General features: G+C 40.0%; 23 protein-coding genes. 10 read left to right on the top strand and 13 right to left on the bottom strand.

Going from position 1 to position 22,928, the window contains the following annotated elements; genetic code table 11:
* Window positions 1-31: 31 nt before the first annotated feature.
* On the bottom strand, window positions 32-1,582 hold the full coding sequence (locus A3217_RS01360) for an NFACT family protein (RefSeq protein WP_066387045.1): 1,551 nt from the start codon (window positions 1,580-1,582) through the stop codon (window positions 32-34).
* 9 nt (window positions 1,583-1,591) lie between these two features.
* Window positions 1,592-2,476 (bottom strand): 3'-5' exonuclease, encoded by an 885-nt coding sequence (locus A3217_RS01355; protein WP_066387043.1) that lies wholly within the window; start codon window positions 2,474-2,476, stop codon window positions 1,592-1,594.
* Window positions 2,477-2,567: 91 nt separating this feature from the next.
* On the opposite strand from A3217_RS01355, the gene purH reads away from it, so the two are divergent.
* The gene (gene purH, locus A3217_RS01350) at window positions 2,568-4,106 is read left to right on the top strand and encodes a bifunctional phosphoribosylaminoimidazolecarboxamide formyltransferase/IMP cyclohydrolase (protein ID WP_066387042.1); all 1,539 of its coding nucleotides are present in this window, start codon (window positions 2,568-2,570) and stop codon (window positions 4,104-4,106) included.
* A 535-nt stretch (window positions 4,107-4,641) separates the two neighbouring features.
* On the opposite strand, the gene A3217_RS01345 is transcribed toward purH, so the two are convergent.
* The 6 genes from A3217_RS01345 to A3217_RS01320 form a co-directional block, all read right to left on the bottom strand.
* A complete protein-coding gene (locus tag A3217_RS01345) occupies window positions 4,642-5,397 on the bottom strand; it encodes an exodeoxyribonuclease III (protein WP_066387039.1) in 756 nt (251 codons plus the stop codon).
* 8 nt (window positions 5,398-5,405) lie between these two features.
* Window positions 5,406-6,371, bottom strand: a complete 966-nt coding sequence (locus A3217_RS01340; protein ID WP_066387036.1) for an NAD(P)-binding domain-containing protein — start codon at window positions 6,369-6,371, stop codon at window positions 5,406-5,408.
* A gap of 16 nt (window positions 6,372-6,387) precedes the next feature.
* Entirely contained in the window at window positions 6,388-6,612 is a 225-nt protein-coding gene (ccoS, locus tag A3217_RS01335; RefSeq protein WP_066387034.1) for a cbb3-type cytochrome oxidase assembly protein CcoS, read from the bottom strand.
* A gap of 269 nt (window positions 6,613-6,881) precedes the next feature.
* Window positions 6,882-7,412, bottom strand: coding sequence for an RDD family protein (locus A3217_RS01330; RefSeq protein ID WP_066387032.1), 531 nt, complete (start codon window positions 7,410-7,412; stop codon window positions 6,882-6,884).
* Window positions 7,412-8,020, bottom strand: a complete 609-nt coding sequence (pyrE, locus tag A3217_RS01325) for an orotate phosphoribosyltransferase (protein WP_066387029.1) — start codon at window positions 8,018-8,020, stop codon at window positions 7,412-7,414. Before pyrE ends, A3217_RS01330 begins: the two co-directional genes overlap by 1 nt.
* A gap of 54 nt (window positions 8,021-8,074) precedes the next feature.
* On the bottom strand, window positions 8,075-8,770 hold the full coding sequence (locus tag A3217_RS01320; RefSeq protein WP_066387023.1) for a hypothetical protein: 696 nt from the start codon (window positions 8,768-8,770) through the stop codon (window positions 8,075-8,077).
* A 94-nt stretch (window positions 8,771-8,864) separates the two neighbouring features.
* Between A3217_RS01320 and A3217_RS01315 the strand changes: the two genes are divergently transcribed.
* The 7 genes from A3217_RS01315 (at window position 8,865) to A3217_RS01285 (ending at window position 15,234) form a co-directional block, all read left to right on the top strand.
* The gene (locus A3217_RS01315; RefSeq protein ID WP_082807835.1) at window positions 8,865-9,371 is read left to right on the top strand and encodes a DUF2147 domain-containing protein; all 507 of its coding nucleotides are present in this window, start codon (window positions 8,865-8,867) and stop codon (window positions 9,369-9,371) included.
* A 63-nt stretch (window positions 9,372-9,434) separates the two neighbouring features.
* Entirely contained in the window at window positions 9,435-10,844 is a 1,410-nt protein-coding gene (locus A3217_RS01310; protein WP_082807834.1) for an alanine/glycine:cation symporter family protein, read from the top strand.
* Window positions 10,845-10,847: 3 nt separating this feature from the next.
* Window positions 10,848-11,747: an NAD(P)H-dependent glycerol-3-phosphate dehydrogenase gene (locus A3217_RS01305; RefSeq protein ID WP_066387021.1), complete on the top strand. Its 900-nt coding sequence runs from the start codon at window positions 10,848-10,850 to the stop codon at window positions 11,745-11,747.
* 131 nt (window positions 11,748-11,878) lie between these two features.
* Window positions 11,879-13,141, top strand: a complete 1,263-nt coding sequence (tolB, locus tag A3217_RS01300; protein WP_231860252.1) for a Tol-Pal system protein TolB — start codon at window positions 11,879-11,881, stop codon at window positions 13,139-13,141.
* A gap of 76 nt (window positions 13,142-13,217) precedes the next feature.
* On the top strand, window positions 13,218-13,754 hold the full coding sequence (locus A3217_RS01295; protein WP_066387020.1) for an OmpA family protein: 537 nt from the start codon (window positions 13,218-13,220) through the stop codon (window positions 13,752-13,754).
* Window positions 13,755-13,792: 38 nt separating this feature from the next.
* On the top strand, window positions 13,793-14,674 hold the full coding sequence (locus A3217_RS01290) for a tetratricopeptide repeat protein (protein ID WP_066387018.1): 882 nt from the start codon (window positions 13,793-13,795) through the stop codon (window positions 14,672-14,674).
* An 11-nt stretch (window positions 14,675-14,685) separates the two neighbouring features.
* Window positions 14,686-15,234, top strand: a complete 549-nt coding sequence (locus A3217_RS01285; protein WP_066387017.1) for an FKBP-type peptidyl-prolyl cis-trans isomerase — start codon at window positions 14,686-14,688, stop codon at window positions 15,232-15,234.
* Window positions 15,235-15,517: 283 nt separating this feature from the next.
* Here A3217_RS01285 and mutY read toward each other — a convergent pair whose 3' ends face one another.
* From mutY to A3217_RS01270, 3 genes are read right to left on the bottom strand one after another with little or no spacing between them, the layout of a single operon-like run.
* Window positions 15,518-16,534 carry an A/G-specific adenine glycosylase gene (gene mutY / locus A3217_RS01280; RefSeq protein WP_197456895.1) on the bottom strand — a complete coding sequence of 339 codons (1,017 nt, stop codon included), beginning with the start codon at window positions 16,532-16,534 and terminating at the stop codon, window positions 15,518-15,520.
* A 9-nt stretch (window positions 16,535-16,543) separates the two neighbouring features.
* The gene (locus A3217_RS01275) at window positions 16,544-18,034 is read right to left on the bottom strand and encodes a Na+/H+ antiporter NhaC family protein (protein ID WP_066387013.1); all 1,491 of its coding nucleotides are present in this window, start codon (window positions 18,032-18,034) and stop codon (window positions 16,544-16,546) included.
* A 55-nt stretch (window positions 18,035-18,089) separates the two neighbouring features.
* Window positions 18,090-18,344, bottom strand: a complete 255-nt coding sequence (locus tag A3217_RS01270; protein ID WP_082807833.1) for a helix-turn-helix domain-containing protein — start codon at window positions 18,342-18,344, stop codon at window positions 18,090-18,092.
* 108 nt (window positions 18,345-18,452) lie between these two features.
* Between A3217_RS01270 and A3217_RS01265 the strand changes: the two genes are divergently transcribed.
* Window positions 18,453-19,505 (top strand): type I restriction endonuclease, encoded by a 1,053-nt coding sequence (locus A3217_RS01265; RefSeq protein ID WP_066387011.1) that lies wholly within the window; start codon window positions 18,453-18,455, stop codon window positions 19,503-19,505.
* Window positions 19,506-19,522: 17 nt separating this feature from the next.
* Here the strand turns inward: A3217_RS01265 and gltX are convergent, their stop codons facing one another.
* Both gltX and A3217_RS01255 read right to left on the bottom strand, forming a co-directional pair.
* Entirely contained in the window at window positions 19,523-20,854 is a 1,332-nt protein-coding gene (gltX, locus tag A3217_RS01260; protein WP_066387009.1) for a glutamate--tRNA ligase, read from the bottom strand.
* Window position 20,855: 1 nt separating this feature from the next.
* The gene (locus A3217_RS01255) at window positions 20,856-21,389 is read right to left on the bottom strand and encodes a flagellar FLiS export co-chaperone (protein ID WP_066387007.1); all 534 of its coding nucleotides are present in this window, start codon (window positions 21,387-21,389) and stop codon (window positions 20,856-20,858) included.
* 149 nt (window positions 21,390-21,538) lie between these two features.
* Here A3217_RS01255 and A3217_RS01250 point away from each other — a divergent pair, with 149 nt between their 5' ends.
* Complete coding sequence (locus A3217_RS01250; RefSeq protein ID WP_066387004.1) at window positions 21,539-22,897, top strand: M99 family carboxypeptidase catalytic domain-containing protein; 1,359 nt, start codon at window positions 21,539-21,541, stop codon at window positions 22,895-22,897.
* Window positions 22,898-22,928: the final 31 nt, after the last annotated feature.

Raw genomic sequence — 22,928 nt, 5'->3', positions numbered from 1 at the left:
CTTACCGCCATAATCCTCTCCTTGCAAAGATTTAGCTCTTAAACTCTAATCGCTGGTATTTGGCATAGACTACATTTGCACCTTGTGTGATTTTCACAAACTTACGCTTGGTATAATCGACTGGTAAATTCCCTCCCTTAATCCCGCAAAGCTCGATGAGAATCTGCCCTGCTTTTTGCAATACAGATTCTGCTATCTTTGTCTTCCCGCAAAAAAGTATCATATGCGAGCTAGGCACATCGCGCACATGCAGCCATACATCCTCTGCACTCGCAGCTTTCAGCAGGGCGATATTTTGGTTAGCGTTTTTACCAACGCCCACTTTCACCCCTGCAATAAAAAATACTTCAAAAGCTGTTCCACTTTTTTTGTCGCTTTTTTTGCCTTTTTGTTTTTGTGGGGTAAAAATTTTTAGCTCCTCAAAGCTAGTAACCCTTTGCACCAACGCCTTTTGGGAATCTAAAAAACGCAAGGAATCTTGTAAATTTTCTATTTGTAAATGAATATTCTGTGCTTTTTTAGCATATTTTTTTGAAAGTAAAAAATAATATTGTGCTAAATCGGAAAAGCTAGCAATTTCCTTTGGGATAGGGATTTGCAAGATTTTAGATTCTCTTCCTTTGAATATATCACCTTCGCGGAAGTGAATTCCGCAAGGCTCCGCTTGCGCGCGCATACTTGGCGTTTTTTGGAAGCTTGAATATTTGTAGATTCTATCAAGCTGTTTGGAGAATTTAGATTCTGTGGGGTTGAGAGAATTCGCAAAATTTTGTTCTAAAAAAATATGCGTAGCATAAATATTTGCAGGATTAATCTCGTGCAAATGCGCCAAAATACAACGCGCAAAAAGCGCACTCTGCTCGCTTAAATGCTCTAATTCATTTTTATCTGGCAAGTTTTGCAGGTTTTTTTCTAGTGCAAGTTTTTTAGAATCTAGGTTTTTTTGCGCTTGGGCTTTGGCAGATTCTAGCTTTTGGGCGCAATGCTTTGTAAAAAGCTCACATAAAAAAGCTTTTGTATCATCTCGCGTGGATAAATTCCGCTTCGCCTCTACTTCGTGCATTTGCTCCACCTTTCCTAATTGATGAGAATCTTGCAACGATTCTAGTGCGCGCGTTTGCTGGGGAAGCTTTACTAAAACCTTTCCAACTTGCAAAGGGCGCTTTGCATTTGGCAAATGGCGCAAAGCCTCGATAACCACGCGCTTTTGATTAAGTAAAATGGCATTGGTAAATTTCCCGGTAAATTCAAATTCAAGGCAAAAAGACTCTTCTTTATAAGAAGATTTTGCTAAAAAATGCAGGCATAAAATGCGATTGTTCCCATCTGTGTGGCAGTCTATCAATGTGGCGTTTGTGCAATACTCGCGCAACTTTAAATCCATCGGCGCATTGAAAGACTTTGCCCCCAAAATCTCGCGCTGGGTGCAATAAATCCCGCTATTCCCGCGCGTCAAATCGATATAAAAAAGCGTGTTTTCTAAATTTAGCAAAAACACATTATCATCAATGCGCTTACAAAAATAAATCTTTTTAAATTGAGCTATATAACGCGCACTTAGGCGCAAGAGCGTAAGATTCACGATTTTACCCTACATTTCTTTTACCAATTTTTCTAGCTCTTTTTGAATCTGATTCTCAAAGACTTCGTAATATTCCTGCTCTTTTGGGAGCTTTTGGACTAAATCACTCAAAATCTCGGCATAATCGCTAAGCAATAACTCACCTTTAGCAATGAGATACTTCAAATACAGCCAATAAGTGTTGATAACATCGCTTTGACAATAAGATTCTATACGCTCTAAGCCATTTTGCAAGTTTTCTTTAGATTCAAAAAAGCACTCATATACCTGCGCGCCGTCCATATCATATTTTCCTACAAGTCCGCTCATCTGACATAGCGTATCAAGGTTAAGCCCGCGCACCGCGCCAAATCCGCCTAAACTATCAAGCAAATCTGTGTGAAAATGTTCGCTGTAACGATTGCGGTAATTTTCATATTTTGTTTTATTTAATTGCGGATTTATCTGCTCGAAAAATCCGCTCGCATCGATATTATAACGCATCGCGCGAAGGCTTAGCGCAATCATATCAAAGCCTCTGCCATTAAAGCTTACAAGGGTTGGTTGCTTTTTATTAAAAAATTTCCAAAAATCGCGCAAAAGCCCACACTCAAAAGAATCTAGTGATTCTAAGGATAGAGAATCTGCGTTTTTAACTTCTTGTAAAAACTCCTCTTTTGCCTTTCTGCCAAAATTTCCAACCTTCACAAATCGCCCAAACTCATCGCCCATCACGCTTGAGATACTAATAATGCGATGAAAAGGGATAGGTAGAAATTCCGAGCCGCTTTTTTCTTTTTGCTCTTTAAAGGCGCGCTCGCACACCTCTTTTTCACTTAAACCCTCTTCAAAGCCAAATTTCGCGCGCAGTAAATGCGTATCTGGGATTGTTTCTATATCAAATACACAAATCATTCTCCTAGCTCCTTTAATCTAAATTAGAGTGAAATCAAGCTACAATTGCAGATTCCAAATTGTAGCTAAATGAAGGAAAAAAGGGGCGAAAATGTATGCACTTCTAAGTGTGAGCGATAAAAGCGGGATTGTGGAATTTGCGCGGGAGTTAGTGGCGTTAGGCTATAAAATTTTAAGCACAGGCGGGACGCTAAAAGTGCTAAGAGAATCCAACATAAATGCGCTTGAAGTGAGCCAATACACGCAAAGCGAAGAGCTTTTTAGCGGGCGTGTGAAGACACTGCACCCAAAGATCGCTGGAGGTATTTTGTATCGGCGGACAAATGAATCTGACATTGCAAGCGCAAAGGCGCATAATATCGCGTCAATTAGCCTTGTGTGTGTGAATCTCTATCCATTTAAACAAACAATTAAACGCACTGATGATTTTGCTGAAATCATCGAAAATATCGATATAGGCGGACCAAGTCTCGTGCGCGCAGGAGCGAAAAACTTTGAATCTGTGCTTGTGGTGACGGATTGCAAGGATTATGCACGCGTAATAGAAGCACTTAAGACAAATCATAACACATTAGAATTGCGCAGGGAGCTGATGATAAAGGCATTTTCACACACAGCAAGCTATGATTGTATGATTGCAAATTATATGAATGCGCGCTTTTGCGAGGGTTTTGGGGAGAAGCAATTCATCGTAGGAAGCAAGGTGCGCGATACGCGCTATGGGGAAAATCCACATCAAAAAGGCGCGTTATATGAATTTGAAAACTTTTGGAGTGAGAATTTTAGAATCTTAAAAGGCGAGCCGAGTTTTAATAACTTCACTGATATGAATGCCGCACTTTTGCTTGCAAGCGCATTTGGAGAAGCAAAGGCGGTAAGCATTGTAAAGCACGGCAATGCTTGTGGCTTTGCGATAAAAGGAAATTTGCTAGATTCTTATGCGAGTGCGTTAAAATGCGATAGCGTGAGTGCGTATGGTGGCGTGGTGGCGGTAAATGGCGTTATTGAAAAAGACTTAGCACAAAAAATGAATGAAATTTTTATCGAAGTAATTATCGCTGCGGGGATTACAGATGAGGCGCTAGAAGTGTTTGCACCAAAGAAACGCACTAAGATTTTTACACTCACAAATGCGCGCAATACGTTAGAATTTGCGCTTGATAAGTATGATTTTAAGCGCATACAAGGGGGCTTTGTCTATCAGCAAAGCGATAATGTGGGTAAAAATGAAGTAACAAATGCAAAGCTTGTTAGTCAAAAAAGTGCGCCAAAAGAACAAATGCGGGATTTAGAAATCGCGTATAAAATCGCAAGTCTTACAAAATCAAATTGCGTCACTTATGTCAAAGATGGCGCGCTAGTAGGCATTGGTATGGGTATGACAAGTCGCATAGATTCTGCGCGCGCAGCAATGCGAAAGGCAAAAGATATGGGGCTTTCACTGCAAGGAAGCGCGATGGCAAGCGAGGCGTTTTTTCCATTTAAAGACAGCGTAGAGCTCGCCCAAAGTGCAGGTGTGAGCGCGATAATCCAGCCCGGTGGTAGCATACGCGATGATGAAGTAATCGCAGAATGCGATAAACACGGGATTGCGCTCTATTTTAGCGGCGTGCGCCATTTCTTGCATTAAAAGTTTATATTAAATCCAAAAACTGCCTGTATTGATTCTAATTTTAGAATCTCTCAACTATTTTTGGAAGTAGCAAATACGGCACAAGAAAACAAGATGAATCACGCAACACAAAAAGCTAGCTTTTCGCGAGCGGGGTTTTCGCTCGCTGTTTGTGCGGTTTGTAAAGGATTGTTTTGATGAGTACGCAAAGACGATTAAGTAAAAAAGAATCTTCGCTACGCTCAAAACGACAAGAGGTCGCTTAAGTAAGACAAAAAGAAGTCAAGTCGTAGTAAAGCCTTTTATGTTGGAATGCAAGGCTTTACTACAAAAAAGGAAATGAAAAATGTTAGGTATTTTGGTGATATTTATCATCTTTATTTATCACTGCGATTGTGTGTGCGTGGATAAATAAAAAATAACCTTATCACCCCATTTTATCATTCTGAGGGCAAAGCCCGAAGAATCCATATAAATCCCATTATGGATATTTCACTTACGCTCAATCAATACAACAAGAGAAGGCTTTTTAGATTCTAAAAATTCCTTAATCTTATTTTTTAATTTCCAACCCAATAGGGCAATGATCGCTTCCTAAAACTTCTGGATAAATACACGCGCTTTGCAATTTAGATTCTAAGATTTTTGAGCAAAGGAAGTAATCAATCCGCCAACCTGTATTGTTCTCTCTTGCTTTCCCCATATAACTCCACCAAGTATAAGCACCCTCTTTGTCAGGGTAAAAATACCTAAAAGTATCAATAAATCCAGAATCTAAAAGCGCGCTCATTTTCTCGCGCTCTTCATCGGTGAAGCCGGCATTGCGGCGGTTTGTTTTGGGATTTTTAAGGTCAATTTCTGTATGCGCGACATTGAGATCGCCACACACGATAACGCCTTTATGTTTTTCTAGGTTTTTTAAAAACGCGCGAAAATCATCTTCCCACTCCATACGATATTCCAAGCGCTCTAGCTCGCGCTTACTATTTGGCGTATAGACATTGACGAGATAAAAGTTATCGTATTCTGCCGTGATGATGCGTCCTTCTTTGTCGTGGTGCGTTATCCCCATATCATAGGCGACATTTAAAGGTGTTTGTTTGCTAAAAATCGCCACGCCAGAATAGCCCTTTTTCTCCGCGCTATTCCAGTATTCCTCATAGTTTGGAAAGTCAAAAGTCGCTTGCTCGCGCAACATTTTAGATTCTTGTATGCAAAACACATCTGCATTTACAGCGTTGAAAAAATCCATAAAACCCTTATTCATACACGCGCGCAAGCCATTGACATTCCAAGAAATAAGCTTCATTCGCACACCTACTGCACAGAATCCAAGCGTCTTTTAATCTCAAGCACAATTTCATATCCGTGATTGAGTGCCGCAGCGATTGAGCCACCGCTTTTAAACAAAATATCCCCAGCAATAAAAAGATTTTTTATCGAGCTTTCGTGATTTATCGCCACAGGCACGCCGTTATCATCAAGCTCTAAATTACATTTTTTGAGAAAATCCACAGGTGCAAGCCCACCGATAGCATACACCACCCTATCAAACACCTCGCTTGTGCCATCAGTAAAGCATACTTTGACTTTTCCCTCGCTATCTTCTAGTGCGTTTATATCAATACCCAGCTTCGTTTTGAGCTTCCCACTTTGGATAGAATCTTGCAATTGCTCATTATTCACTTCATTAATCCTGCTAAATTCGCTACGACGATAATTAAGTGTTGCGTCATTGCTTTGGCAAAGGAAATTCGCATATTCTACAGCGGAATTTCCCCCGCCAACAATCAACACTTTTTCGCTAGATTCTATATTATTTGCATTGTATTGCACTTTTTTGCGGATTGATGAGGGGATTTGGTAACTTGGCTTATTTGGCTGTCCCATTTTGCCTATGGCAATAATCACAAAATGTGCTTTAAAGCTTTGCCCACCGCTTGTTTGCACGATGAAAATCTCATCTTCTTTGCGCACAGATTCTATCTCGCTTTTAAAGCGCACATCAATTTGCTTTGTTTTTAGCAATTCATCAAAGAGATCTAACGTGCTTTCCTTAGTGCCATCGACAAAGTAGATGTTGCCATTGAGCTCGACTTTTTGTCCCTTGTAGTCTTTATCCACGCGCTTGCCGTCTTTGTAAAATTGACGAATAGTCGCAGAGTGATTTTCACCCTTTTCAAACATAATAAGCTTTTTAATCCCCAAAGTTATGCTTTCAACTGCCGAAGCGATCCCGCCAGGTCCGCCACCGATAATGGCAATATCATAGATTTCAGACATACTCTCTCCTTATGTGTTATTTATGTTTAGGATTGTGCATAAGCTCTTGTAGGAAGTCTTGTTTATTCTCAACGCTAGCAACTTTGTTTAAATCTTCAGGCGAGTCAAAAAGCACGCCCTCCATCATTTTGTTTTCATCATCAAACTGCCCATTTTTCAGCCCCCAAACAAATGCCAGCAAGCCAAAAAATCCCAAAACAAGCGATACGCCAAGCATAAGTGCGATAATCCCTACATTCATAATCCTAGCCCCTGTATAATCCTAGCCTTTGCATAGAGTTTGCACCGCTTTAAAGCTTTGCTAAACCTTTCACAAGCTACACATTCTGCCAAAATCTTACTAAAAAACATTTTAATGCGCGAGAAATTTAAAGCACTAGGACACTTTTAGGCAAGACTATTTTGCTTTTTTCTGACTTGATTTATCAAGTGCTTTTGCCTGCTTGATATTTTTTTTGATTTTTTACTTTTCGCCTCTAGCAATATTTCTACCTCACATTTTCCAGATTCTTAAGACATAGACTTTGTGGGCTTTACAGAGATAACTTGCGTTTTACATACCACATCATAAAATGTCCGAGAATCTTTCCTAAAAAGTGCCATCAACACGCCAACAATACTTACTACACTCACAATCCACAACAAATAGCGCAAAAAGGCAATTAAAAATGATGGGTTGGGTTTAGATTCTGATAAATCATTAGAATCTGACTTATTGATAAGGCGCAAACCTGCGTATTTGTAGCCCGGAGTCTGCCCACTTAGCGCAAAAAATATTGAAAGCACAATCCCAAAAAGCGCTACACAAATAAAAATCACCACCTGATTTTCCAAAAATGCCTCTTTAGAGCCTAGCACAAGATAAGTTGCCACATACAAAATTGGCATATTTATCATAAACATATCTGTAACAAATGCCACAAGCCTGTCGGTGAGGTAAAAAGGCGCTTTTTTGCTTTTTTGCGCGAGGCGTGCGCTTTGTGCGTGAGAATCTCTAGTTGCTAAAGTCTTGCGCCAGCGCAGTTTTTGCTGTTTTGACATTAATTGCCTCTGCTGCCGGGCTTTAGCGCCACACTTCCTTCTTTGCACATCGGGCAGTCTTTTGGTTCATACATTTCAAAGACAAAATCTTGCAAGGCAAAAAGTGGCTTATCCTGTGGAAGTTTAGCTAATGGACTAGGCGTTAGCTCAGAATCTACGCGCTTGCAAAGCCCGCGATTTGCAAGCCCAGCAAAACCTACAATTTCCGCACCTAGCGCCTCTACACATCTAGCAGATTCTAAAGCCGAACCACCTGTGGTGATAATATCTTCACAAATGAGCACTTTTTCGCCCCTCCCTACTTCAAAGCCACGGCGCAAAGTCATTTCACCACTAACACGTTCTGTAAAAATAAAACGTGCTTTTAGCGCGCGTGCTAGCTCATATCCAGCCAAAATCCCACCAAGTGCGGGTGAGCACACACAAGAGACGCTCAAGCCATATTGCATGATTTTTTCTGCCAAAGCAGTTGCGAGGATTTCCGCTATTTGTGGATTTTCAAGCACCTTTGCTGATTGCAAGTAGCAAGAAGAGTGATTTCCGCTGCTTAAGAGAAAATGTCCATTTAGCAATGCGTTTGATTGCAGGTAATATTGTTTTATATTCATTTTTGCCTCCTTTTGTTTTGTGAGTAGTGCGGAATTTGCAAACTCTTAAAGTTTCTAAAACTTCAAACTATATTGCAAAAAATTCACACTCGGACCATTTTCAAAGGTGTAGTCAATCAAATCATAGCCTAAAAAAAGTTCATGCTGTTTGTAGTTAAAAATAGGTCCAAAGGCAATGGTAGGCAAAATCCCAATCTTTTTGGCGCGCGTGGTTGTGGGGATAAGCGTATCAGAATTAAGCGCAAAATCGCGCACGCCAAAAGAAAACAAACGCGCACGGAATCCAAAGTAAGGATTCACATACGCGCGATATTCGGCTGAAATCCCAAAACGATAGATTTGAAAAGCATTGCGCACATTTGGGTTAAAGTTAAAGTCACTATAACTATTGCTAAAGCGGTCAAAAAAGACAAAAAGGCGCAGGGAATTATTTTTTTGCACCACAAAATTATACCCGCCCTCAACGCCCATACCATAGCCTAAGCCTATTTTTGGGCTTGCTAAAACATTAAGATTGAAACCTAAATAAATTTTTTGTCGTGGATCTTTTGGTTTTTTTGGCTCTGGCTTGCCCGCAGCTTTATCAAGCAATGCTTGACGCGTCTTTTCTACTTCTTGCAAAATCTCTTCAGTGGGCTTCAAATCAGAATCATAGCGCACTTCTTTTTTGTCTTCAGTCCAAATCATTCTAGCCTCACACACGCACGCACACAAAGCTAATAAACTCAAGCCAATCAAATTTCGCTTCAAACCTTCTCCCTCTAACAATTCATATCACTTTTTTTGCGCAATTTTAGCATTTTTGGATATACTTAAGCTTAAAATTCTCTTAAAAGGTTTTTCTATGAAAAGCTTGAAAAACGGGTTTTTCTTGCTCCTTGGCGCGCTTACTTTTTGTTTAAGTCAAGATTTGCTTTCGGGATTCTATAAAACACATATAGGAAAAAGCGGGCGTCAAAGCATTGTAGAATTTTTCCAAAAAGATGGAAAATATTATGCCTATGGCTTTGCAAATGTCGATGGCACGCCACCTGCAAAAGATATTCATAATAAAAATCCAAACTTGCGCGAACGCTATGACAATGTGACAATTTTTGTGTATGGCTTAGAGGGTGATTCTGACACTTACAAAAATGGCAAGGTGTATAACTATGATAGTGGCGAGATTTATTACGCTAAAATCACACTTGAAGACAAGAATCTCACTTTGCGTGCAAGCGTGGATTTTGCTGGGGTTTTAGGCGAGACAAAAATATGGAGCAGGCTAAGTGATGAGGAGCTAAAGCCCTATCTCTCTAAAAAGCCCCCAATGCAAGAAGTGCTAAAAAGCCTCAAGGATTGGGAACAATAATGCTAAAATTGCAAGGAGTTTAGATTCTCTAAAAAAATTAAGACTTTTGAAAGGAGGGATTGCGTGGAGTTTGTAGAGTGGATTGGAAAATTTGTGGGCGAGGCTAATGGCTTTCTTTATACCTATTTCTTGGTATTTGCACTCATTGCTTGCGGGCTGTATTTTACCATTCGCACGCGTTTTATTCAAATCCGCTTTTTGCCTTATGCTTTCAAACTCTTACGCGAGCGCGGGCACGAAGAACATGTAAGCCCATTTGGCGCATTGATGATTTCTACTGCTTCACGCGTTGGCATTGGCAATATTGTGGGTGTTTCTGTGGCTATTAGCGCAGGAGGCGTCGGCGCGCTCTTTTGGATGTGGGTAACTGCTATTTTAGGTGGAGCGAGTGCTTTTATAGAAAGCACACTAGCGCAAGTGTATAAACGCAAGGACGGCGCGTACAACTACAAAGGCGGACCGGCATATTATATAGAATCCGCGCTTGGCTCAAAAACCTTTGGGATCTGCTTTGCAATCTCTCTCATCTTTTGCTTTGCTTATGGATTTAATGCCTTGCAAGCCTACACACTCACTTCAGCTTTTGAAGTCTATATCGGCGCGCAAGCCTTTGAGGAGGGGCATTTTAAAGTGTTTGTTGGCGTGATTTTGGGCTTATTTGTATCAGCTTTTTTCTTTGGCACAAACAAATCTTCAGCCTTCATCACTTCTATTCTTGTGCCTATTATGGCGGTGGGCTACCTTTGCGTGGCATTTTTTGTGATTGTCAATAACTTCACACTTTTACCACAAGCTTTTAACCATATTTTTGAAAAGGCTTTTGATTTCCAAGCAATTTTTGGAGGCTTTGCAGGAAGTGCGATGGTGATTGGCATTAAGCGTGGGCTTTTTTCAAATGAAGCAGGTATGGGCTCTGCGCCAAATGCCGCAGCCAGCGCGCATACAACTCACCCAGCAAAACAAGGTATGGTACAAACGCTTTCTGTCTTTATCGACACACTTATTATCTGCACGGCTACCGCGCTTGTGGTGCTTTGCTCTAGTGTTGATGTGAGTGGGCTTAAGGGCTTGCCTATTATGCAAAGGGTGATGGAGGGCTATTTTGGTAGTTTTGGACTGCATTTTGTAAGCCTTTCTGTGGTGCTTTTTGCCTTTACTTCGCTTATTGGGAATTTTTTCTACGCGCAGATAAATTTCAAATTTATCACAGAAAACAAGATTCTCTTAAATATTTTCCGCCTAAGTGCCGTGCTTATGGTATTTTTTGGTACACAAATAAATTTTGGTTTTGCGTGGAATTTGGCGGATATTTTTATGGGGATTATGGCGATCACAAATATTGTGGCTATTGTGTTGCTTGGAAATATCGCGTTGCGTGTGTTAAAAGACTATGAAAGACAACGCAAAGCCGGGCTTGACCCACATTTCAAAGCCTCTGATATTGGGCTAACAAACACAGAATGCTGGAAATAGTCTATGGCAAATATTAGTGTTTTTGGCGGAGGCGCGTGGGGAAAGGCGCTGGCTTTTGCATTTTCACAAAAAAATCAAGTGAAAATCATCTCGCGCAAAAAATTAGAGAATCTAAGCCCAAATATCATTCAAGTAGATATTACTGAAGGTTTAGATTCTGAGTTTTTTATTATAGCTATTGCGACAAATGCCTTGCGTCTTTGGCTTGAAAGTGTGAATCTTCCAAAAACAAGCAAGATTCTCTGCGCGTCAAAAGGCATAGAAACCGCAAATAGTGCCTTTGTAAGCGACATCTATGAGGGATTTATAGATTCAAATAACCTCGCCTATCTTTGCGGTCCTAGCTTTGCTGCTGAAGTAATGCAATCGCTTCCTTGCGCGCTAGTAGTGCATTCTAAGAATCTTGCGCTTGCAAATGAGTTTGGCACGCTGTTTCCTAGTTTTATCAAAGCGTATGCAGGCACTGATGTGATTGGCGGGGAAATCGCAGGCGCGTATAAAAATGTCATTGCCATTGCTGGGGGGATTTGCGATGGTTTGAAGCTTGGGAGAAACGCTAAGGCTTCACTTTTAGCGCGTGGATTAGTAGAGATGAGTCGCTTTGGGGAGTTTTTTGGCGGAAAAATGGAGACTTTTTTGGGGCTTTCTGGCGCGGGAGATTTATTCCTTACTTCAAATTCCACAATGTCGCGAAATTACCGCGTGGGGCTTGCCTTAAGTCAAGGTAAAAAGATAGATTCTATCCTAAGTGAGCTTGGCGAAGTGGCTGAGGGCGTCATCACGGCAAAAGCTATCACACAAATCAGTCAAAAACACGCAATCCACACGCCGATAGCACGCGAAGTAAGTGCTATCATTGAAGGCAAAGACGCAAAAACCAGCCTCAATGCGCTTATGGATTAGAGAATCCGCAGATTCTAATCCAAATTAAGGCACACAAAATGCTGTTGTAAATCACAAAACAAAGTGCGTAATTAAATTTCTCTAAAGAGAATCTAGTATAATGCGCGCTAAATCATCTCAAAGGAGTTTGAATGCTAAGGCGTTTTGCTTGTATGTTTGTTGTATTTTTTTGTGGGAATCTCTTTGGGATTGACGCCACGCTAGAAATTGTCAAAAATTCTAGCAAGCTTCCATTTATTACAATCGAGCATATTTCTAACAATAGCGAATATGGGAAAAAAGTTATCGCCCATCTTGATGCGGATTTGCGTGTGAGTAGTCATTTTCAAGTAGAAAAAAGTGGCGATGTGAAAGATTCTTCTATTGATTTTCAAAGCTACAAAGACAAAAAAATTGATCTTATTGCGCGTGTGAGTGTGGCAAAAAAAAGCGATGGCATAATTGGGAATCTCGCGCTTTATGATGTGAATTCCGCTTCAAAGGTGTTGGAACGCGCTTACAATAGGGGTTTTTTGACAGAATTTCCCTTTGTCGCGCACGCAATGGCAAGTGATATTAACGCCTATATCAAAGCCCCAAGTATTGAGTGGATAAAACAACCTGTCGTGCTTTCTAAATACACGACTTCTGGAAGTGCGGATATTATGCTTGCTGATTACACGCTCACTTTTCAAAAAGAAATCATCAAAGGCGGGTTTAATATTTTCCCAAAATGGGGCAATAAGGATAAAAGCGTTCTTTACTTCACAAAATACATTGATAATAAACCAACGATTTTAAAATACGATTTGCCCACAAACACGATTGAAGGTGTAGTGAGTAGCGATGGTATGGCAGTGGTCTCTGATGTAAGCGAAGATGGCTCAAAACTGCTCCTATCACTCACACCCGCTGGAAGTGCAGCTGATGTGTATCTTTATGATATCAATGCAAAAAATCTAAAAAAACTCACAACTTTTTCTGGCATTGATGTAGGTGGAAAATTTATCAATGATGAAAAAGAAGTGGTGTTTATCTCTGATAGACTAGGCTATCCAAATGTATTTTCTACAAGCATTGATGGTGGCGCGGTGGAGCAAGTCGTTTTCCACGGGCGCAATAATAGCTCTGTCTCAAGCTATGATAAAAGAGTAGTTTATACAAGCAGGGAAAGCAATAATGAGTTTGGTGCAAACACCTTTAATATCTATCTTATCGCGCTTAACTCTGATTATATCCGTCGCTTAACAAGTGAAGGCTCAAATCAAATGCCGACATTCTCAAAAGATGGAAGCAATATTATGTTTATCAAACACACCGCAAATCAAAGTGCGCTAGGCATTATCCGCTTGGATTATAATAAAAGCTACTTTTTCCCTTTGCCAAAGGTAAAGATTCAAGCCTATGATTGGTGAGAATGCGCGTTTGATTGCTTGACAAAAAATATTTAAAAGTTATAATACCGGAATTTTTACAAAAGGAGCGATTGAAATGAAAAAGGTTTTAACTCTTGGCTTGTTTGGAAGCCTCGTTGGTGGTATGTTATTTTTGAGTGGTTGTGGAGGTGATGCGACTGTGACAACAGGTGGAGATGGCGCAGTAGCGGTGCAAGGGACTGATGCGCAAAATGTGCAAGTTGTAGATGCTTCGGACAATACAACGCAAACAGGCACTGATAATTTCGTGCAGCCTGATAGCTCAAGCTTGAAAAATATCCTTTTTAAATTTGACAAGTACGATATTCAAGCAAGTATGGTAGAGAGAGTAGATGAAGCAGCAAACGCACTAAAAAGCACAGGTGTGAAAGTCGTATTAGAAGGCAATACGGACTCGTTTGGAAGTGATGAATATAACTTCGCGCTTGGCAAAAAACGCGCAGATTCTGTAAAAAATGCACTCACCACACGCGGTGTAGATTCACAAAATATCTCAACTGTCACCTATGGTGAAAGCAAGCCTGTATGCACACAGCCGACAAAAGAGTGCTACCAAGCAAACAGGCGCGTTGAATTTAAAGTCGTGCAGTAATTGCCACAAAACATTAAAAAACAAGCACAAGGAAGGTGATGAAGATATTTTCACTTTTTTTGCTCCTTGTGCTTTTCACCTTTGCAAAAGAGCCTTCTGCGTTTGAAAAGCAAAGTGGGGCTACAAAAAAAGACTTATCCACCCTACAAAACTCAATCCAAAGCCTTAATAATATCACCGAAAATCTGCAATCTCAAACAGATGAAATCAAGCAGTCTCAAGAAGGCTTACAAAGTCTCTATGAATCCCAAAGTCAAAAGCTTCAAACCACTGCAAACAAGGCATCAACAAATGAGCAAGAGATTCTAACACTAAAAACAGAGCTAGAAAATCTTAAAAAGCAAAGCGAGGAACAGAGTAAAAATATCGCGCTTCTGCAATCTCAGATCAAAGAAATGCAAGCACTTGTGCTAAAAACTCAAGATTCTATCCTTGCACAACTAGAAAAGCTCAACGCTGGTAATGTGCCAAATACAACTACACAAGAATCTAAAAAAACTCAAGATTCTAAACCAAAAACTTTTGATAAAACAAAACAATCAGAACTTTTCGCACAGGCAAAAGAATATCTTAATGCTAGGCGCTATAAGGATTCTAAAGAAATTTTGCTGTGGCTTAAAAGTCTAAATTACAATCAACCGGAAGTGCTTTTTTACCTAGGAGAGGTGGCATATTTGCAAAAAGACTATAACCTTGCTATCCGTTATTATAAACAAAGCGTTGGTTTAAGCGAGCAAGGCAAATATATCCCCGCACTTTTACTTCATAGCGCGCTGTCTTTCAAGGGGATTAAAGATTTAACAAATTATAATAATTTTTTGGAAGTCCTTATTGCAAACTATCCAAAGAGTAAAGAGGCAGCTCAAGCAAGGGAGCTACTACAAAACAAAAATTCCAACAAATCCAAATCAACAAAATAAAGGAAATAAAAATGATTGAAAAAAACAAAGTAGCAAGTATTGAATATGAGGTAATCGATACACAAAGTGGGGATATTATAGATTCTAATAAAGGTGGCGCACCGCTAGAATTTTTAGTCGGGGCAAATCAAGTCATCGCTGGTTTAGAAAACGCACTTTTAGGTAAAAAGACAGGCGAAGTTATCAAAACAGAGATAAAGCCTGAAGATGCTTATGGCGTGTATCAAGCCGATCTTATCCAAGAGGTAGCGCGCGAGCAGTTTAGTGGCATTGACCTAAAAGAAGGTATGACGCTTTTTGGTCAAAGCGATGATGGGCAAACTGCGCAAGTGATTGTAAAAGGCTTTAATGATGAAGTTGTGATTATCGACTACAATCACCCGCTAGCTGGAAAAGCACTTAGCTTTGAAGTGAAAGTGCTTGGTGTGCGCGATGCGAGCGAGCTTGAAATCTTGCAAGGTGGTGTTGGCGGAGGCTGTGGTTGTGGAGGTGAAGGCGGACATGATCATAGCGGACGCTCTGGCTGTTGCGGTAGTGGCGGTTGTGGCTGCGGACATTAGAACTTCACTCTAGAGAATCTATCCAGATTCTCAACAACCAAAACAGGACAGAATCTATAAACCTAATTAACGAGAAATTGCCAAATATTGGCGCACGCAAGCGAAGTGTAGCGAAATTGAAGCGGAGACAAGCGGAATTCACTTCCATACAGGCAATACATCGGAAGGCATAGATTCTCTAACACCTATAATAGAATCAAAGCCTTATTAACAAACACGAATATGAGTGCGAGTAAATCTCGGCGAAAACAAGTAAAATCCACTCGCGCGATATGATACAATTTTAAAGAATAGCACTTATATATTGCAACGCCTTTTTAGTGAGGTTTGAAATCGGCGGTAAATCCCCTAAATGCGCGAAAATAAACTCATTGTTTTGAGGATTTGACAAATCTAGCGATTCTAGCGCATACACAGAAGCTGTAATGTTATATCTTGTATAAGAATGCTTAAAATCCCCCATATGGCGTGCTTGACTTTGCTGTGTGAGTGGGAAATCCTCCAAATGTGGCAAATTATAAAGCCCCGCGTATAAGCCCTTTTCAGCCTTTTTAAGCGCAAAGCAAATACCTTGAAAATCCCGCACATAAAAAATACAAAGTTTAAGATGCAGATTCTCATATTTTTTGGCAATTTTTAAAGGGTATTGCATAGGCGCATTTTTGCCCCTGCAAAATTCACTCAAAGGACAAATCAAACAGCGCGGGGCAGGTGTGCAAATAAGCGCACCTAAATCAAGCAGGGCTTGATTGTGATTAAAACTCGCACTTTTATTTAATAAGCGTTGTGCGAGGCTTTCAAGCTCTTTTTGACTTGGATTTTGCAACGCAAAAAGACGTGCAAAAAGACGCTTGATATTAGAATCTACAAATCCCACACTCTCCCCAAAACCAAAACACGCAATCGCCCCTGCTGTATAGCTCCCAATGCCCGGAAGTTGTTTTAAAGATTGCACATTTGCAGGTAAATTCGCCCCATAATCTTTCACACAAATTTGCGCACACTTTCGCATATTGCGCGCGCGAGAATAATAACCTAGCCCCTGCCATAAAAAAAGTACTTCAGATTCTTGTGCATTATTTAATGCTTGCAAAGTCGGGAATCGCTTCAAAAATGGAAAATAAAAAATTTCCAAAACACGCGAAACCTGCGTTTGTTGTAGCATAATCTCGCTCACATACACACCATACGCCTCACTCCCATCGCGCTTGAGATTGCGCCACGGAAGCTCTTTGCGCCCATTTTTTTCATACCATTCTAAAATGCGCTGTTGCACCAAAGGTAAAGAGGAAAAAAGCAAAGGCATATCCTAATAATACACCCGCTTATACAAATAAAATATCCCAACTCCAAGTGTCAAACCTACACAATGCGCAAGCAAAATCGACCCGCTAAGTCCAGCGATACTAAAACACACAAGCGCGATAAATGCCGCTGTGCAAACATACGGAAGCTGTGTCAAAAAGTGGCTCTGCACCGAGCACCCAGCCCCTGTGGCGGAGAGAATAGTCGTATCAGAAATAGGCGAGGCGTGATCGCCAAACACCGCACCACTCAAAATCGCAGAAATCACAAGCACAATTTCAATCCCATTCACCTGCGCCAAACTCGCCCCGATGGGAATCATAATCGCAAAAGTCGCCCAGCTCGTACCTGTGCAAAATGCGATAAACCCAGAAATAAGAAAGCTCACCAAAACAATAACAAAGCTCGCATTGATCGTGCTAGATTCTAAAAATTCACGGCTAAGATTTGCCAAATATTGCCCCGTGCTTAAGTCATCTTTAATAATCGGTCCTATCGCCCACGCAAGCACCAAAATAAGGCATGCAGGCAACATTGCCGTGCTTCCTTGTTTAAATATTGGCACAAAATCAACTAGTTTTAAATTCTTAAAAGAAAGCAAAAGCGTGAGGACAAACGCGACAAATCCACCCCAAAAAAGCGAAAGTCCCGTGTCTGTTTTTCCCAACATAGCAATGAGGCTAAGCTCCCCGCTGTTGCGATAGCCGGTATAAAAAATAAGCCCCGCCACAAAACAAATAAGCGCAATAACAGGAATGATTAAAAGCCACACACTCGTATTTTTGCTAGAATCTAACTCGAAACTCTCCACCACGCCAACATTTTGATATTTGCGCATAGCAGGTAAATTAATCTGCCATAAAATCGTCAAAAACACGCCCAAAAGCGCAAACCACGCATAAAAATTTGCCCAAATACTTTCAAATAGAAGCAAAAAATTATCCCCGCTAAAATTTTTATCCAACTGCACGAGGATATACGCGCCCCAGCTAGAAATTGGCATCAAAATACATATCGGCGCAGAAGTAGAATCAATCACATACGCAAGGCGCTCGCGCGTGGAGTGATTAGCATCATTGAGCGATTTACTAATCTGCCCCACACTCAAAGCATTAAAATAATCATCAATAAAAATCACAATCCCCGCAATAAAAGCCACAAACTCCGAACCACGCGCACTTTTAACACGCTTCCTAGCCCATTTCACAAACGCACCAATACCGCCAGAATAACTCATAAGTTGCGTTAAGATTCCAAGCAAAAGCAAGAATCCAAATACATACACGCTTTGCATATTAAGCGCGCCATCTTCATAAAACACCGCGCCAATTTTTATTATCACATATTCCACCGCACCCAAAATATCGCTCCCTTTCATCATAAAACTTGCAAGCACGATACCCAAAAGCAGTGAAAACACCACGCGCTTTGTGATAAACACAAGCGCAATCACAAAAATCGGCACCACCAAACTCAATACAGAATCTGAATACATAATCTTCGCTTTCTATTTAGGAATATTTAAAAAATCCATTGTAGCAAATGCGGACTTAAAACAACTCTTTTATATCCACTTCAAGCACTTGCGAGATTTTATACAAATGCTCTAAGTTAAAATGAATATTTTTATATCCTGCCTCTGCTCCAGCCACCAAAGAAACAGATTTATAACCAATGGCAAGGCTTAATTCAAGTTGTGATAAACCCTTTTCCTTACGGATTCTTGCAACATTTTGCGCAACTTGATGATAAAAATACATAATTTGAGTTTTAGAAATTTCATCTGTGTTTTTATATTGTGGCATTAAGAAACTCTATTATTATAGATTTTCTTAAGTTTATTTATTTTACAATTCTTTTTCACTCTACTATAATAGAGTAAAAATTTGATTTAAAAGGTTTAAGGGGGATTTATGGACTTTGAAAGTGCAATAAATACTATCGTCGAGACAATTTCTGAAAGGAAATCACTTGTGAAAACTGAAGAAGCTACCAAAATGACTTTTGTTATTCCATTTCTCAAAGCACTTGGTTATGATGTAACTAATCCAAGTATTGTTGTGCCTGAATACACTACAGATGTTGGCATAAAAAAGGGCGAAAAAGTTGATTATGCTATTTTCAAAGACAATAAGCCTTTTATCATGATAGAGGCTAAAAATCACGCAGAAAACCTTGATAACCACATCAACCAACTTGTCAGATATTTCAAAACCGCACCAAGCATAAAATTTGCCATACTTACAAATGGCATAGAATACCGATTTTTCACAGATATGGAGCACCAAAATCTTATGGATAAGATTCCATTTCTTGTGATAAATCTTGAAAACCCAAAGGCCAGAGATATAAAGGATTTGGAACGTTTTATTTACTCTAAACTTGATATAGATGATATTTTAAGAGTGGCTAAGGAGAAAAAATATCATCGTGAAATACAAGAGATTTTCAAACAAGAAATCAATAAACCTAGTGATGAATTTGTCACATTTTTTGCAAGGCGACTCACCAAGCAAAAAATGATAAGTAGTACAATAGAGAAATTTAGAAAACATATCAAAAAATCACTTGAAGAATTTATAAGTGACACTGCGTATGAAAAAAATGTAAATATTAAAAACAACCTCCAAAATCCCAATAACAACAAAGAAAATGGAGAAATAAAAGATAAGAAAATACCCCTCACGAAAGAGGAGTTACAAGGATTCCAGATTATCAAATCTATTTTGGGCAATGCAGGAGTGGATTCATCACGGATTGACTATTACAAAACGAAAGCGAGGCCACCTTATTTGCGTGTTAGTTTGCAAGACAAATGGATTTGCCGACTTTATCTCTTCAAAAAACAGGAAAATCGTATCGAATTCCCCGATGGAACAGAGCAAAAATTTACACACATTAATGAGCTTTATTCTTTACGAGAACAGATTCTTAAAGCTTATAAAACAAGGAATGATACTCTTTAAATTAAACCTTGTATGCCTTAAGAGCGAGGCTTTAGCCTCACAATCTCATCTAGGAAAAAGCGCAAATAAGGATAGAGTTCGTTTAGCTCTAAGCCTTGGGAATTGCCCGTTAGCAAAATACGCAAAGGCTTAAAAAAGCTTTTACCCTTTAAGTTTGTGCGCATCAAGAGGACTTCTTTCAAGCTTTCATATTCTTGCAAGGCATTAGATTTTGTTTGTATAAGCTCGCGCAATGTATCATAGAGAATCTGTGCTTCCTTGCTAAAATCCTGCCCCTCATAGAGCGCGTAAATATCCTTTGGTGCGAAAATACAATCCACTTTCTCGCGGATTTCATTAAGCGTGCTAGCCTCTTGCAAATGCAGTTTTGCAATCGCGCCGATACTCGCATCACTTGATTGCAAAAGAAGTGCAAGCTCAGACTCATTTAGTCGCTTCAAATGTTCTCTATTTAAATAGCGCAGACGCTTTATATCAAACTTTACCGGCGCTTTTGCAACATTTTTAATATCAAACCACTCAAGCGCATCTTGCAATTTAAACACTTCATATGGCGTTTTATTCCCCATACCGATGAGATAGTTACAAATCGCCTGTGGCAAATAGCCCTGCTCCAAAAGCCAGCTCACACTTGATGCACTATCGCGCTTGCTCATTTTGCTCCCATTATCACCCAAAATGATTGGCAAATGCGCATAGCCGATATTTTTATCATAGCCCAAAGATTTATGCACGAGAATCTGCTTTGGCGTATTACTCACATGATCCTCGCCACGCACGATAAAGCTCACATCATAAAGCATATCATCTACCGCGCAGGCAAAGTTATAGGTAGGAATGCCATCATCTTTTAAAATCACAAAGCTTTCCACCTCATTTGGTGCAAAAGTGAGCTTTCCTTTTATCACATCTTCAAAGTTTATCTCTCTATCCACCCCACGCAAGCGCACCACAGGCTTTGGATTAGAATCTTTCTCAAGCTCCGCCCATACACTCTCATAGCGAAATGCCCTTTTTTGCTCTTTCGCCTCCTCGCGCTTCTTATCTAAAAACTCCTTGCTACAATAGCAATAAAACGCCTTATCCTGCGCGATGAGATACTCTGCTAATTGTCTATGACGAGGAAAATTATCACTTTGATACACGAGCTTATCCCACAAAAGCCCAAAGAGATTGAGAATACTTAGAATTTCCTTATCTTTCCCCTCGATATTGCGTGCTGTGTCGGTGTCTTCAATACGGATTAAAAAGGGTTGATTTGTTTGCTTGGCGATAATGTAGTTAAAAATCGCCGCACGCAGATTCCCAATATGCATATCGCCCGTTGGCGATGGCGCAAAGCGTAGCATTTTAGCCCTTTAGCATTGAAGTAAGCGCGTTAGAATCCACACTTTCAAAATGCGCATTTGAAGGCGTGCTAAGCACCTCGCTTAAAAGAAGCAATAGTTGCATACTCTCGTCTTGCTTTTCTTGCACATACACACTTAGCGCGTAAAAATCAGGTGAAAGGCTTAGTGGGGAAGCAAAGCAAATGCTTTGTTTTGCGCCATTAATATTTGCGCTTAAATTTGTATCAAAAAGTGGCGTGCCTAAAAACTGCGCTTCTGCCACAAGCGAGGCGATTTCACTTATGGCAAGTGCTTTTTTAGAATCAAGTTCAGATTCGCTCATTTGGGCTTGTTGCAAATCAGTAGCATCATACAAGCAGTCCTGTGCAATTTTGAGAATCTTTGTAAGCACAATCTGCGCACTTTGCAAAGCACCAATAAATTCATTCACGCCTTTTATATCCTCACCAAAGCGCTTATTTGCCTGCCGTGAAGTCTCGTGATTAAGGGGAGTTTGCGCGCTAGAAATTTGCGCTAAAGTCTTAGAATCTATCATTATTTTTCCTTGTTAAATAAGATTTTCAAAGCTCCTTAATGTGAATTTAAAGCACATTTTATTCCATTTAAGCATGGCGAAGTTATGTTATAATCGCGCATTTTTTGTCCTAAAAATATTTAAATATTTTTGAAAACTAAGGGGAATGAATGAGAATCTTTTTACTTTTAATGCTTGCTTTAAAATTCATGCTGTGTGCGGGTGTGATGCCCATTGATTTTAAAGTGTATGATATGCCAAGTGAAGATTCTCAAGGACCAAATGTGCTTATAATGAGCGGGATTCAGGGCGATGAGCCCGGCGCGTATAATGCCACAAATCTTTTTTTACAATACTACACGATTAAAAAAGGCAATGTGCGCGTAATCCCCTCACTTAGCCCGCACTCAATGTTTTATAATAGTCGAGGCGTGTATGGGGATTTGAATCGCAAATTTGCAAACTTAGATTCAAATGACCCAGAATTTGAGGTAATCCAAAAAATCAAAGAACAGATTCTTGATTCAAAGGTGCAGGCGATTTTCCATATGCACGATGGAAGCGGCTTTTATCGTCCAAAATATATCAATGAAACCTTTGGTCCGAAACGTTGGGGGAACTGCTCGATAATCGACCAAGATTCTATTGATGTAAGTCCTTTTGGGGATTTAAAAAATATCATTGAAGTAGTGATAAACCACACAAATAGCGGGCTTTTAAAGCCATTTCACAAATACCATTTGCGCAATACAGAAACCGCCAAAAAAGACACGCAAATGCAAAAAAGCTTGACATTTTTTGCTATCACGCATAATAAGCCAGCCTTCGCGCACGAAGCATCCAAAACTCTACCCCTGCGCGAAAAGACATATTATCATTTGCTAGGGATTGAAGGATTTTTGAAAGCGGTGGGGATTGAATTTGAAAGGCATTTTGAGCTTACTCCGCAAGTGGTGGCAAAGCTCATCAATGACCCAAGTATCACGCTTACAATTGATGAGATTCTCACACTCCCGCTATTTTCTATCAAATCTCCGCTAAATTTTTTCCCTATGCCTTTGAGTGCAAAACAGAATTTACAAAGTGTGAATATAGAATCTAAGAGCAAGATTCTAGGACTTTCTCAAGCGCCCCAAAGTGCGCTTATAGATGTGAAATATGGCAATCGCACAATGATGCGCCTAAATCCTTTGTATTTAGAGTTTGATAAATCACTACAAAGCGTGGAATTTGACATTGATGATGTGAGGCAGGAGGTAAAAATTGGCTCGCTTGTGAAAGCTAAAACAAGCTTTCTTATCCACACGCCACGTGATGAAACCAAGAATACAGATTCTAATATGAGGGCAAATGTGATTGGCTTTGTCAAAAAAGGTGATACCTCGCCAGCGCCAAATGAATTTGATACTTTAGTGCATAAAAAAGCGCTTTTTAAGAAATTCGCCATTGATACAAACGCGCGCATTTATCGCGTGGAATTTTACAAAAATGACGCTTTTGCGGGAATGGTGCTAGTGGAGTTTGAGTAGCCTATGCCTTGTAAAAAGACATAAGCGTAAG

The organism is Helicobacter himalayensis, assembly GCF_001602095.1.
Lineage (GTDB): Bacteria > Campylobacterota > Campylobacteria > Campylobacterales > Helicobacteraceae > Helicobacter_F > Helicobacter_F himalayensis.
This window is presented reverse-complemented; position numbering and strand designations above follow the sequence as displayed.

Excerpts from the sequence above, each read along its gene's own strand:
- A3217_RS01345 (WP_066387039.1), bottom strand. The coding sequence starts at position 5,397 with ATGAAGCTTATTTCTTGGAATGTCAATGGCTTGCGCGCGTGTATGAAT.
- A3217_RS01265 (WP_066387011.1), top strand. The coding sequence starts at position 18,453 with ATGGACTTTGAAAGTGCAATAAATACTATCGTCGAGACAATTTCTGAA.
- A3217_RS01255 (WP_066387007.1), bottom strand. The coding sequence starts at position 21,389 with ATGATAGATTCTAAGACTTTAGCGCAAATTTCTAGCGCGCAAACTCCC.
- A3217_RS01305 (WP_066387021.1), top strand. The coding sequence starts at position 10,848 with ATGGCAAATATTAGTGTTTTTGGCGGAGGCGCGTGGGGAAAGGCGCTG.
- A3217_RS01340 (WP_066387036.1), bottom strand. The coding sequence starts at position 6,371 with ATGTCTGAAATCTATGATATTGCCATTATCGGTGGCGGACCTGGCGGG.
- A3217_RS01295 (WP_066387020.1), top strand. The coding sequence starts at position 13,218 with ATGAAAAAGGTTTTAACTCTTGGCTTGTTTGGAAGCCTCGTTGGTGGT.
- pyrE (WP_066387029.1), bottom strand. The coding sequence starts at position 8,020 with ATGAATATAAAACAATATTACCTGCAATCAAACGCATTGCTAAATGGA.
- A3217_RS01355 (WP_066387043.1), bottom strand. The coding sequence starts at position 2,476 with ATGATTTGTGTATTTGATATAGAAACAATCCCAGATACGCATTTACTG.
- A3217_RS01285 (WP_066387017.1), top strand. The coding sequence starts at position 14,686 with ATGATTGAAAAAAACAAAGTAGCAAGTATTGAATATGAGGTAATCGAT.
- gltX (WP_066387009.1), bottom strand. The coding sequence starts at position 20,854 with ATGCTACGCTTTGCGCCATCGCCAACGGGCGATATGCATATTGGGAAT.
- A3217_RS01270 (WP_082807833.1), bottom strand. The coding sequence starts at position 18,344 with ATGCCACAATATAAAAACACAGATGAAATTTCTAAAACTCAAATTATG.
- A3217_RS01315 (WP_082807835.1), top strand. The coding sequence starts at position 8,865 with ATGAAAAGCTTGAAAAACGGGTTTTTCTTGCTCCTTGGCGCGCTTACT.
- ccoS (WP_066387034.1), bottom strand. The coding sequence starts at position 6,612 with ATGAATGTAGGGATTATCGCACTTATGCTTGGCGTATCGCTTGTTTTG.
- purH (WP_066387042.1), top strand. The coding sequence starts at position 2,568 with ATGTATGCACTTCTAAGTGTGAGCGATAAAAGCGGGATTGTGGAATTT.
- tolB (WP_231860252.1), top strand. The coding sequence starts at position 11,879 with ATGCTAAGGCGTTTTGCTTGTATGTTTGTTGTATTTTTTTGTGGGAAT.
- A3217_RS01275 (WP_066387013.1), bottom strand. The coding sequence starts at position 18,034 with ATGTATTCAGATTCTGTATTGAGTTTGGTGGTGCCGATTTTTGTGATT.
- A3217_RS01250 (WP_066387004.1), top strand. The coding sequence starts at position 21,539 with ATGAGAATCTTTTTACTTTTAATGCTTGCTTTAAAATTCATGCTGTGT.
- A3217_RS01330 (WP_066387032.1), bottom strand. The coding sequence starts at position 7,412 with ATGTCAAAACAGCAAAAACTGCGCTGGCGCAAGACTTTAGCAACTAGA.
- A3217_RS01290 (WP_066387018.1), top strand. The coding sequence starts at position 13,793 with ATGAAGATATTTTCACTTTTTTTGCTCCTTGTGCTTTTCACCTTTGCA.